The 11,665-nt window shown below is 65.5% G+C and carries 12 protein-coding genes; 7 read left to right on the forward strand and 5 right to left on the reverse strand.

The window, feature by feature from the left end:
- Positions 1–85 precede the first annotated feature (85 nt).
- Positions 86–1,033: a manganese-dependent inorganic pyrophosphatase gene (locus B1C78_RS14215; protein WP_077279835.1), complete on the forward strand. Its 948-nt coding sequence runs from the start codon at positions 86–88 to the stop codon at positions 1,031–1,033.
- A gap of 236 nt (positions 1,034–1,269) precedes the next feature.
- Here B1C78_RS14215 and B1C78_RS14220 read toward each other — a convergent pair whose 3' ends face one another.
- Positions 1,270–1,593 (reverse strand): type 1 pili tip component, encoded by a 324-nt coding sequence (locus tag B1C78_RS14220; RefSeq protein WP_077279836.1) that lies wholly within the window; start codon positions 1,591–1,593, stop codon positions 1,270–1,272.
- A gap of 535 nt (positions 1,594–2,128) precedes the next feature.
- Here B1C78_RS14220 and B1C78_RS14225 point away from each other — a divergent pair.
- The 6 genes from B1C78_RS14225 (at position 2,129) to thiI (ending at position 8,504) form a co-directional block, all read left to right on the forward strand.
- On the forward strand, positions 2,129–2,521 hold the full coding sequence (locus B1C78_RS14225) for a hypothetical protein (RefSeq protein ID WP_139349952.1): 393 nt from the start codon (positions 2,129–2,131) through the stop codon (positions 2,519–2,521).
- Between the two features lie 180 nt (positions 2,522–2,701).
- The gene (locus B1C78_RS14230) at positions 2,702–4,639 is read left to right on the forward strand and encodes an alpha-amylase family glycosyl hydrolase (RefSeq protein ID WP_077279838.1); all 1,938 of its coding nucleotides are present in this window, start codon (positions 2,702–2,704) and stop codon (positions 4,637–4,639) included.
- A gap of 183 nt (positions 4,640–4,822) precedes the next feature.
- Positions 4,823–5,485, forward strand: a complete 663-nt coding sequence (locus B1C78_RS14235) for a DUF6064 family protein (RefSeq protein WP_077279839.1) — start codon at positions 4,823–4,825, stop codon at positions 5,483–5,485.
- A 51-nt stretch (positions 5,486–5,536) separates the two neighbouring features.
- Positions 5,537–5,881, forward strand: a complete 345-nt coding sequence (locus B1C78_RS14240; RefSeq protein ID WP_077279840.1) for a DUF3147 family protein — start codon at positions 5,537–5,539, stop codon at positions 5,879–5,881.
- A 156-nt stretch (positions 5,882–6,037) separates the two neighbouring features.
- Positions 6,038–6,973 (forward strand): DUF1722 domain-containing protein, encoded by a 936-nt coding sequence (locus tag B1C78_RS14245; protein WP_077279841.1) that lies wholly within the window; start codon positions 6,038–6,040, stop codon positions 6,971–6,973.
- Positions 6,974–7,019: 46 nt separating this feature from the next.
- A complete protein-coding gene (thiI, locus tag B1C78_RS14250) occupies positions 7,020–8,504 on the forward strand; it encodes a tRNA uracil 4-sulfurtransferase ThiI (RefSeq protein ID WP_077279842.1) in 1,485 nt (494 codons plus the stop codon).
- A gap of 140 nt (positions 8,505–8,644) precedes the next feature.
- Here the strand turns inward: thiI and B1C78_RS14255 are convergent, their stop codons facing one another.
- From B1C78_RS14255 to B1C78_RS14270, 4 genes are all read right to left on the reverse strand, one after another.
- Positions 8,645–9,196, reverse strand: coding sequence for a DUF2231 domain-containing protein (locus B1C78_RS14255; protein ID WP_077279843.1), 552 nt, complete (start codon positions 9,194–9,196; stop codon positions 8,645–8,647).
- 4 nt (positions 9,197–9,200) lie between these two features.
- Positions 9,201–10,625: an ethylbenzene dehydrogenase-related protein gene (locus B1C78_RS14260; protein WP_245795441.1), complete on the reverse strand. Its 1,425-nt coding sequence runs from the start codon at positions 10,623–10,625 to the stop codon at positions 9,201–9,203.
- A gap of 200 nt (positions 10,626–10,825) precedes the next feature.
- Complete coding sequence (locus tag B1C78_RS14265) at positions 10,826–11,161, reverse strand: hypothetical protein (protein ID WP_077279845.1); 336 nt, start codon at positions 11,159–11,161, stop codon at positions 10,826–10,828.
- Positions 11,162–11,268: 107 nt separating this feature from the next.
- The gene (locus B1C78_RS14270; RefSeq protein WP_245795442.1) at positions 11,269–11,601 is read right to left on the reverse strand and encodes a c-type cytochrome; all 333 of its coding nucleotides are present in this window, start codon (positions 11,599–11,601) and stop codon (positions 11,269–11,271) included.
- Positions 11,602–11,665 lie beyond the last annotated feature (64 nt).

Here is an 11,665-nt window from a genome sequence, read left to right on the forward strand (position 1 = left end):
CCGGCGTCCCGCGCTGGGGGCCGGCAATGCCTGCTGGAGTGGCCCGCTGGCGGCATCCTATCCGAATGCAAGGCGGTAAGCGGCGGTGGGCAAGCCAATCTACGTCATAGGACATCGCAATCCGGACACCGACAGCATCAGTGCGGCGATTGCGTACGCACACCTGAAGAATCTGCATGGTGAATCGGATGTCCGGCCGGCGCGCGCCGGCGAACTGAATGCGGAATCCCGATTCGTGCTGGAGCACTTCGATGTGCCGGTACCGGAACTGCTGACCGACGCTGACGGGCTCGATCTCATTCTGGTTGATCACAGCGAAATCGGCCAGGCGCTGCCGAACATTGAGAAAGCCAGGATCCACGAGATTCTGGAGCATCACCGCCTTGGCGATGTGCGCACCGCCGAGCCCATCCTCGTGCATTGCGAGCCCGTCGGGGCGACTGCGACCATGGTCGGCGAGTTCTATTTCGCCAGTGATCTCATGCCCACGCCGCCCATGGCGGGGCTGCTGGTCGCTGCGATCCTGTCCGATACGGTCGGCTTCCGCTCGCCGACGACCAGCGACAAGGATCGCAACGTGGCGGCCCGGTTGGCGCCGGTGGCCGGGCTGGATCTGGAGGACTTCGACCGGCGTCTGCAGCAGATCCGCACCGAGGCCACTGCGAAGCTGAGTGCACCGGACATCCTCGGCAGCGACTTCAAGGAATTCCACGTCGGCGACCTGCGCCTGGGCATCGGCCAGGTCGAGGTGATGGGGCCCGACGCGCTGGCGGACCGCAAGGACGAAATCCTCGCCGAGATGCGTGCGGTTCGCGAGGCACGGGGACTGGCGCTGGTCGTTCTGATGGTCACTGACATCGATGGCCAGGCCAGCGACCTGTGGGCCATCGGTGACCATCTTGACGCGGTGGAAGAGGCATTCGGTCCGATCAGGCAGCACGCTGTCCATGTGCCCGGCTGCATTTCCAGAAAAAAGCAGGTGGTGCCGCGATTGGAAGAGCTGCTGGCCGCCGATGCACAAGCCTCGGGCTAAACAGGTTGTTCACAGGTGAAGCGTATGAGGCTCTCGCGGAGGAGCGAAGCATGTCCTACGGTGCTTGTTGTAGGAGCCCAGCCTGCCAGCAGCTCCCCCCCGGGTGAACAAAGCATTGAGAGATCACAGCTAGCCCAGGGTTCCGGGCTCGACGGTGTCTCGCCCGGCTGGCGCAGGGCGAGCGGCGCCATGCGGGACGCTACCGACAGCGCTCACTGCCCGCCGGGCCGCGATGCTCAGCTGTTGAGCTTCTCCATGTGCCGGCGCGTCAGTTCCATGAAGCGCGGCGTGAGCCCGGTGTCCTCGAAGATCGGGTCGCCCAGTTCGTCCTCGGAAATGACCCGCTCGCCCGGCACATAGGGCATGGCCGCCTCCAGCTCGTCCAGTGCCGCGGACAGCAGGTCGCCGATGAGCATGTCGCGGGGCTTGCCGGGAAACAACTGTTCCAGCGCAGCGATGCGGGCGGCATCGCGCTCGGACAGTCGCATGCAGTACTCCTCCTGCGTAACCCGGCCGCCGTTCCCCTTGGACCAGTGCTCAAGCAGCTCTTTGACCTTCATCAGTACATATCTCCTGTTTCTTGCGTGTATTGCCTGCCAAAAACCGAGGATGCGAGTCCTCTACAACACTTAGATTAGTTTGTGTGCGAAGAGTTTGGGAGAAAGAGACGGTCCGAAGAACGACTTTTTTGACTCGCCTGTCGGGCCGGGGCCGGTTTCGCGACCATTCGACGACATTGGAGCGCCGGGTCGGGCATGTTCAGCGGGCGAAGGGGACGTTCGTCCACGAATTCGTTGCGGCCCGGAACAGGTCATGAACCAGGATCGCTTCGACCTCAGGTGAACCGCTTGGCAAGGTCGGCCTGGCAACCCGGCTCAGAGCACATGGATGCGGCTCATGTCGGTGCATCGCGTCCGCTGGTCCGGGTGGCTTATGTCCAAAAATCCCTCCGTCCCCTTTGTTCCTTGGGATTCCGTGACTAGATTCCTTCGGTGGCCGGCCTTCCGCGGGGAGGCCGTTGCCGCGGGGATTGACCGGATCGCGGGTCGGGCCGGTCGAAGGGGCGCAATGCGGACCATCAAACAGGAGGGGGTTATGAACAGGTGGATACTTATACTGGTGCCGGTCCTGGTTCTGATTCTGATGTTCCCGGCCACGGCCGTGTCCGGCGAGCGCCTGACCGGCGAGGAGCTCAAGGCCTTCTATACCGACAAGACCATGGTGTGGACCCATTTCCGGACTGGTCCGGCCAGGCACTACTATGGCCCTGACGGAACGGTCACCATGAAGCGGGATGATGAAGAGAGAACAGGCCGGTGGTGGATCCACAGGAACGGCACGATGCGCTGTGTGCGCTGGGATAATCGCCGGGATGACCGTTGCCACTACACGCAACGCAATGCCGACGGCACCCATACGCTCGTCCATTCGAGGCGCGGCGATAGCATCGCGGAGATCCACGAGGCCCTTCCGGGCAATCAGCTCTGAATCCGTGCGGCCGGCCGGGTTCCCGGCCGGCCGCCGGCGATTCCCGGATTCACGCGTCCATTCCCCGGTCCGGTGTCCCTCGCCGGGTTTGTGATCAATTGTTCCTTTAGCCGCAGTCACCCCGACTACACTTTGCGGTGACGGTGCCAACCGGCACCGGCGAATCGTGAGGTGGCGGACATGGACTTCGCACGGAATGCCTTGCGGCACGGACGCGCCGAGCGCGTGCGGGACGTTGATCTCCCAAGGCGTACACCCTACTACCCGTCTCCGGACGCCTGGCGGGATGAGGTGCTGTACTTCCTGCTCGTGGACCGCTTCAGCGACGGGGCCGAGGACGGCCGGCCCCTGGTGGATCGCCACCATCCCGCTACGGCGCGGCCCGCGATCAACGGCGAGCCCTGGCGCTGGGATCGTTGGGCGCAGTCCGGCGGGCAGCGCTGGCAGGGCGGTACGCTGGAGGGCGTGCGTTCGAAACTGGGCTACCTGCAGCGTCTGGGTATCACGGCCCTGTGGCTGAGTCCCGTCTTCAAGCAGCGCGGTCACCTGGATAGCTACCATGGCTACGGGGTGCAGGACTTCCTGGAGGTCGATCCGCGCTTCGGCACGCGCGCCGACCTGGTGGCGCTGGTCGAGGACGCACACGGCCATGGCCTGCGCGTGATCCTCGACGTGATCTTCAATCACTCGGGCGAGAACTGGATCTATCCGCCGGAACTGCCCGGCGGACCCTACACCCCCCATTACACCACGGGCCGGCATCCGTTCGGCGCCTGGCGCGGTGAACAGGGTGAGGCCATCGAGGGGATCCAGGGCGCAGAGGACGGCGCCTGGCCGCGCGAGTTGCAGGACCCGGAGCGCTACACGCGCGCGGGCAGCGGAAGCCTCGGGGCCGGCGATCTGGAAGACCCGAACGCCGAGCACAAGCGCACGGACTTCATCACGCTGCGCGACTTCGATCTCTCGGCCCCGGGACTGCTCACCGATCTGGCGCGATGTTTCAAGTACTGGATCGCACTGACCGACTGCGACGGCTTCCGGCTCGACACACTCAAGCACGTGAGCTTCGAGGAGGCGCGCAACTTCTGCGGCACGGTCAAGGAGTTTGCGGCCAACATCGGCAAGGCGGACTTCCTGCTGGTGGGAGAGATCGCGGGCGGGGACTACAACCAGACCCGTTACCTGGACGTGCTGGCCCGCAACCTGGACGCGGCACTCGACATCGGCGAGATGCGCCTGGCCCTCAACGGGCTGGCCAAGGGTCTTCAGCGCCCGGGCGGTTACTTCGCGGGCTTCGACGCCCGTGCGCTCATGGGCTCGCACCGCAACGTGGGCGACCGGCATGTGTCGATCCTCGACGATCATGACCATGTCTTCGGTGCCAAGATCCGCTTCTCCGCCGAGGCGGCTCACGAGCGCCAGGTGGTGGCGGGCATCGCCCTGCAGTTGTTCACGCTGGGGATTCCGTGCATCTACTACGGCACCGAGCAGGCACTGGGCGGTCCGGAACCCGGAGAGCGCCAGTGGCTGCCCGAGTGGAAGGGCACGGATCTCTACCTGCGCGAGGCCATGTTCGGCCCTGCACATCCCCGCAGGCCGGGCCGCTACGGTCTGCCGGACGCCCCCGACCCGCTGGACCACAGCCTGCCCGGCTTCGGGCCCTACGGCACCGCGGGGCAGCACTGTTTCGACGAGCACCATCCCGCCTACCGCCGCATCGCCGCCCTTGCCGAACTGCGCAGGGCGCTGCCGGTGCTGCGTCACGGCCGGCAGTACCTGCGCCCCACCGCGTTCCTGGGCCACCCCTTCCACGTGCACGGCCCCGGTGAACTCCTGGCCTGGTCGCGCATCCTGGACGACGAGGAGGCCCTGTGCGTGGTCAACGTGCACGGCACGCAGTCGCGAGGGGCCGACGTGATCGTGGATGCGCACCTGAACCCGCCGGGGTCCGCCATGACCGTGCTGCTCAACTCGGCGTGGACGGAGGGCCCGGGGGTTGATCACACCCATCCGCCGGGCAGTGAGGTGCCTGTGCAGCGCGCTGCAGACGGTGCGGCCTATGTGGAGATCCGCGACGTGCCGCCCTCGGAGGTCCTGGTGTTGTGCAATCACCCGTGAGCGGGTTGCCCGCGGGCCTTGGCCATGCCCACCACGATCGGAAATCATTGGCACGCACTGCAGCACCCGGCGGCATGCTTCACGCTTGGCAATGTTGCCCGGCTCCATTGACGGCTGCCGGACCGCAACGATACTCGGAGGGGGATGCTCGTGCTTGTGTGCGAGCCTACGGAGTGATTCGCCATGATCCAGCTCCCGTTCACGGTGGAGCAGTTCCTTGCGGTCTTTCACGACTACAACGAAGCCGCCTGGCCCGTACAGATGATCCTGCTTGCGCTGGCGTTCCTCTCCCTGGCTTTTCTTTTTTCTCAGTGGCGCTGGTCCGATGTTCTTATCTCGGCCATTCTGGGTATCTTCTGGATCTGGTCCGGTCTCGCCTACCATCTGGCCTACTTCGCGAGCATCAATCCGCTGGCTTACCTGTTCGCAGTCCTCTTCGTTGTCGCAGGCCTGCTGTTCCTGTGGCACGGAGCCGTCAGGCGAAATCTTCATTTCCGGTCGTCCCGGAGTGCCCGGGGGCTTGTTGGTTACGCATTGATCTCTTTTGCGCTGCTTGTGTATCCGGCATGGTCATTGCTCGCCGGCCATGGGTATCCGGCCATGCCGACATTCGGCGTGCCCTGCCCGACCACCCTCTTTACCGTGGGTATGTTGGCCTTCCTCGCCAGGCCTTATCCGCGAACCCCATTGATCGTGCCGGTTCTGTGGTCCATGGTCGGTGTGCAGGCCGCGTTCCTGCTTGGTGTGCCCCAGGATTTGGGGCTTCTGGTCGCTGCGGTCGTGGGTGTCGTACTGCTGGTGCATTCCGGCACACCTGGCGAACGCGGAGAAGTTGCCGCAAGCTGAAGGGCGCATTCACTCGCCCGATGTTGCGGCTATGTCGTTCAAGAGGCCCAAGTGACCTATTACATCGCAAGAGTACTTATCTCGGCGATTCTGATCGTGGTGATCTCGGAGGTTGCCAAGAGAAGTTCGCTCGCCGGGGCGGTGATTGCATCGTTGCCAGTCGTGTCCATCCTTGCGTTCCTGTGGATTTACGTGGACACAGGCGATGTGCAACGAATTGCCGAGCTGTCACAACAGATATTCTGGCTCGTCCTGGCGTCCCTGGTGCTTTTCGTGACGCTGCCGCTGCTCATCAGAAACGACTACAGCTTTCTTGTTGCGCTGCTGCTCTCCATCGTCCTGACTTCGGGTGGCTACCTGTTGCTTGTCTGGATTCTCAAGGGCAGAGTGACCTGATGGGGCGACGTCGTCGCAAGGGTGTGCTTCTGGCAGGATCGAGGACAGGGACAAGGGCACAACGACCGGATACTCCGATTTCCGAGTATTGGCTTGCCGCGGGCGGACCGCCCGCATGACACTGGTGTATTCCCGGCACAAGGACGACACACGCCCATGCACTCCCATCCCAAACCCAACCTGGGCCTGTCCCACTGCCTCGTCGGCGCGCCGGTGCGCTATGACGGCGGAGATCGGCGCGATGACTGGATCGTCGAGACCCTCGCGCCCCATGTGACCCTCTGGCCCGTGTGCCCGGAGGTGGAGGCGGGGTTCGGTACGCCGCGTGAGCCCATGCATCTGGAGGCGGGTGAGCGGGGCGTGATCCGGCTGCTGGGCAATGACTCCGGGCGGGATCTCACGGCCGCGTTGCGTACCCAGGTGGAGCGCCGGGTACCCGAGCTGGCAGCGGCGGGGCTCGACGGCTACATCCTCAAGGCCCGTTCCCCGAGTTGCGGACTGTCCGTGGCCGTGTCGGGGCGCGAAGGCGCTGCGCCCGGGTTTTATGCGGCGGCACTGGTGCGCAAGCTGCCCGATCTGCCGGTGGTCGAGGAGTCTGGTCTGGCAGACGCTGCCGGACGCGAGGCCTTCTGCATCCGGCTGTTCGCCCGGGCGCGCCTGCGTCGCTTCTTCTCCTCGCCGTGGACAGCCGGGGGCCTGTCCGCCTTTCACGCCCGCGAGAAGATGCTCCTCCTGGCGCAGGACCGCACGCGCTACGATCGCCTTGGCCGCCTGGTGGCCGGTGCCGGCGCCCGGCCCGCCGGCGCCCTGGCCCGGGATTACGTGGCCGGGTTCATGGCGGCGCTGGCCTTGGCGGGCAGTATCGGCAATCATGTCAATGTATTGCAGCATCTGGCCGGGCACTTCCGGGAGGGACTGGAGGCGGCCCGCCGCACAGCGCTGCACGAGGCCATCGAGGCCTATCGCAACGGGGCGCTGCCCCGCGGCCGGGTGCTGGCGCTGCTGGGCGACCTGGCCGACGAACTGGAACTGAGCTGGGTACGGGAGCAAAGCTATCTGGCGCCGTGCCCGCCCGAACTGCTCGCACGCTGATGCCTCCGGGCCCGGCGGGGCGCGCTCGACATACCGCAACGAATCCATGTCCGAACGAACGCATCAGATCATCATCCGGCAGTCGCCGGAGGTGCATCTCAAGTCCTTCCAGACCCGACGGGGCTTCCGCCGCAAGCTGCGCCGCAACCTGCGTGCCGCGCTGGCGAACGTGGAGCACCGCCTGCAGGTGGTGCAGGGCGGCTTCATGCTGGAGACGCCGGAGCCGGAGACCGCCTGCGAGATCCTGCCGCGGGTCTTCGGGATCGCGTCGTTCTCTCCTGTGGAGGCGGTCACCGATGCCGACATCGACGCGCTCTGCCGCGTGGCGCGTGAGCACATCACGCAGTACGTGCGCGGGCGCACCTTCGCGGTGCGCTGCAAGCGCCACGGCCCTCGGGTTCTTTCCACACGGGAGGTGGAGTGGCGCGTGGGTGCCGTGCTGGACGGGCCGGGCAAGGTGGATCTGAGTCACCCGCAGGTCACGGTGCGCGTGGATCTGTGGGGCGACCATGCCAGCTTCCATGTGCGCCGCATCCCCGGTGCAGGCGGACTGCCGGTGGGTGTGCAGGGGCGTGCCTTGGCGCTGATCTCGGGTGGCTTCGACTCCGCCGTGGCGGCCTGGTACACGATGCGCCGCGGCGCAATGGTGGATTATGTCTTCTGCAACCTGGGCGGCGCGGCGCATCTGCACCAGGTGACACAGGTGGCCCGTCTGCTTGCCGAACGCTGGGCCTCGGGCACACGGCCGCGACTGTTTGTCGTGGACTTCCAGGCGGTGGTCTCGGACCTGCGCGTCACATTGCCGTCCGATGTCTGGCAGGTGGTGCTCAAGCGCCTGATGTATCGTGCCGCCGACGCCATTGCCCGTCGGATCGATGCCGAGGCCCTTGTGACCGGCGAGGCCCTGAGCCAGGTTTCCTCCCAGACACTCTCCAACCTGAACACCATCGACGCCGCGACGGACCTCCCCGTGCTGCGCCCGCTGATCGGCTTCGACAAGCAGGAGATCATGGAACGGGCCCGGGACATCGGCACCTTCGTGCTCTCGGAGAAGGCGCCGGAGTTCTGTGCCCTGACCAATGACCGCCCACTGGTGCGCACCCGGCGCGAGCAGGTGGATGCCCAGGAGGCCCTGCTGGAGGCGCATTTCCTGGAGGAGGCCATCGAGAACACCGTCGAGCTGGACCTGCTGGCGCTGACCGCGGAGGATCTGGCCGAGCCCGGTATCCTCGTGGAGGAGATCCCCGACGACGTGGAGGTCATCGACTGCCAGCCCCCGCAGCGCTACCGGCACTGGCACGTGCCCGGCGCCGTCAACCGGACACCGGACCAGTTGACGAGGCAGTACCGCGAACTGCCGCGGGACCGCCGCTACCTGCTCTACTGCCTGCGGGGCACCCACTCCGCCATACTCGCCGAACGCATGCGCGACGCCGGCTTCGATGCCTGCGCCTTTCGCGGGGATGTGGGCAAGGTGAAAAAGGCCTGGCTGCGAAAGCTCGAGGAAGCCCGCAGCGCCACGGCAGGCTGAGGCCATGGGCCGCGAGGGCTGGTGAGATTCAGCTTGGCGGCAAATGGTTCATAGGGCGGCCCATGGCCGCCACACGGTGCTGGCCCGCAAATCTCACCGGGACAGTGGCCGGCTTGCGGATAGGCGCCTGGCCTGCGCTGTCAGGCCGTGCGCCGGCTCATGAGCGCCACCAGGGGCATGGCGATGATCAGTATCACCAGGACCAGCAGCATCCAGTTCGGCACGTAGAAAGTGGCATAGACCTCCCAGCCGATCATGCGCAGCAGGTCCGTCAGGTAGGTCGCCGAGCCGGCCAGATGACCGCCGATGGTGGCGGTGATCACCAGCAGCAGGCCGCCCAACCCGCCCAGCAGCAGCATGATCACCCGGTTGAGCGTGCTGTCCCAGATGGACGGACCGACACGCCAGCGCATGAACATGAGCGCCGTCCAGTAGACCAGCGACCAGCTCGCCGCCATCATGTGGTTGCGTCCCAGCGGTGAGGTCTGCAGGGTGTCGGGAGGCCAGACCATCATGCCAAGCACGTAAGCGCCGATGCCGCTGAGCATGCCGAGAAACAGGAAGGGCACCAGCACGCGGTCGAATGCCTGGGCAAGCCAACCGTCCGAGACCGCGCGCACGATGATGATCACCGTCGCAGTCACCCAGAAGGCGATCGGAAAGTGGATGAGCATGGTGTGATACGGTCCCATCGCCTCAGTCCTCCTCTTTCCGGCCAAGCAGCAGGCTTGCCGACATCACAAAGCTGATGATCAGTGCCACGCCTAGCAGCAGTGTCAGGAACCACTGTCGGCGGATCTCCTGCTCGAACTCGATCTCGACGCCGTACTGCGCCAATTGGGCCTCGTTGTGGCGGAATTTGACCGGCACGCCCTGGCGGATGTATTCGGCGCCTGCGTGAATCTCGCTGTTGAGCCGCGGCCAGTTCACCTGTCCGGGATAGAACAGCGTGATGTCGTAGGTCGCGATCTGGTCCCAGTCGGGGGAATCGCCCTCGAAGCGGGTTGCCTGGATTTCCGCCTTGCGGCCCAGGCCCACCTGGTACGGCATGGACACGTAGTGCCACCGGCTGCCGGTGCCATGGCGGTGCACGGCGATGCCCACGTCATAGACCCCGCCGTCATGCATGATCTTGTCTTCCTGCGGGTTGCCGGTATCCAGTGCCCGGCGCAGCGTCACGTCCCACTGGCCGTCGGCGAACCGGCCCTTGCCGTCCACCCTGATGTCGCCCCGTGAGCCTGCAGGTTCGCGCAGCACCCGGCGCGGGATCACATCGCCCTCCTGCCAGGCGTGGTCCGGGTCGAACGGTACCGCGAAGTCCTCGGCCAGGTAGTAGATGCCGTCGAAGTCCGCGATATTGTGCGAGACATCCTCCCAGCGCAGGGCATGTTTACCCACCGCGTCGGGGTCGAACATCAGCCGCGGCTGGCGCGTCTCGCCGTCCCAGTTGGTGAAGTACGGTCCTCGGCCGGAGTCGCCGAACCGGTACTGCGCCACGAACTGGTCGTCGGAGACGTCGATGGGGTTGGAGCGGTGTGCCCGCCAGTGCCAGAGATCAAGGAAGTAGCCGGCCCGACGCTGCGCGGCCAGGGTGTCTTCGTCCACGAGGGTTCGCCAGTCACCCGGATCGCTGCGGGTGGCGGGGAGGTGCTTGCGGATGTCCGAGCGCCGCTCGGGCCCCAGCACCGGATGCGCGGCGATCTCCTCCCGGGTGGCGGCGTTGGTGAAGAAGCGCATGCCGTCGCCCACGGTGAGGTATCCGCCGTAGCGACTGAACTCGGGGACGCTGCCGTCGTCCACCAGCATGGTGACGCGGTCTTCGTAGATGCCGTGAGGATCCGGGCCGACGGGGCTTGTGCCGTAACGCACCCATTGCCCGTCGCTGTAACGCAGCACGTCGAGGTAAAGGTGGGGCTCGTCCTGGGGCCAGCGGTAGCGGAACAGGATGTCCTCGTCGTTATAGGCGACCTGGAGTCGCAGCGGCATGGTGAGTTCGTCGGGAATCCAGATATTGCGCTCCGGGTCGTGGGTGATCACGCCGGTGCCGTGCGTCATCAGTGACAGGAGCAGCCCCGCCGCAAAGAGGGCCGTGATGAGCAGCTTTGATAGGGTCCGTGGCATCAGCCGCCGTCCTCCATGGGATGGACCGGGTCCAAAGCCCGGCCAGGCGGTGGGCGAAACCTGAGTATAGGCTTGGGGATTGTTGCGGCGCGGCCAAATGCTTGACCGGGGTCAAACTTACGGGGATTTGAACGGTGGGTCTGCAACCGTCTCCTGAACGCCGTGGTTCGTGTGACAGGAACTACATGGACGTTCGTCTCTCAGCCGATCCCCCGCCAGTCCTCGTGTCCGCAACTGGTGCAGTGGAAGCGCGCCTCGAACCCCCCCGATCCGTCCTCCATCTCCCGAACGGTCCCTTTCTGGAACGTGAAGCTGCGCAGCGTGCACCGCGGGCATTTCACCACGTCGTCACGGGGTGCCTTGGGGGCAGATCGCTTCGGGGCCGCAGCGGGCTTCTCCTCGAGCGCACTTTCAATCTCCCGGGTCAGTTCCGCCGCCAGCTTTTTCGCCGCCTCTGCGTCACCCGCCTCCGCCAGCCGCGCCAGCTCCGCGATCCGCTCCCTGACGGACTTCAACACCGACGAGGTATCGACCATAGAAGATTCTCCTGCCGCTCGATTCATGTTCTTGTAAGGACCACGACAGTGTAACTGTTCGCGGGCACCGGCGTCCTTCCGAGACAGCGTGCGGTCTCCAGCTCCCCTCACTCCTCCAGGGTGAGCAGCCACGCCACCAGTGTGTGGATGTCCTCCATGGGCACGCGCCGGTTGGGTGACATGGATACGGTACCCCAGTTGCCGCTGCCTCCCTCGCGGACCTTGACGACCAGCCGCTCGAAGGCCGTGTCGTCGCCCCGGTAGCGCTCCGCCACATCCAGCCAGGCCGGACCGCGCAGGGTCTTGTGCACGTCGTGGCAGTTGAAACAGCCGCTGTCCCAGGCGAGGTTGATCATGACCTCATCATCCACCTTGTCGCCGACGGCGGGCATGGCCCAGAACAGGAACAGACTGATCAGCATGGTCGAGAACGATCGCATTGAGACCCCTCCCGGGCCGAGCCCGCGACAGGAAATTGAGAAACCGGCTAGGAGCCTGTCGGAC

Origin of the sequence: Thioalkalivibrio denitrificans (genome assembly GCF_002000365.1) — a bacterium.
GTDB classification, from domain to species: domain Bacteria; phylum Pseudomonadota; class Gammaproteobacteria; order Ectothiorhodospirales; family Ectothiorhodospiraceae; genus Thioalkalivibrio_A; species Thioalkalivibrio_A denitrificans.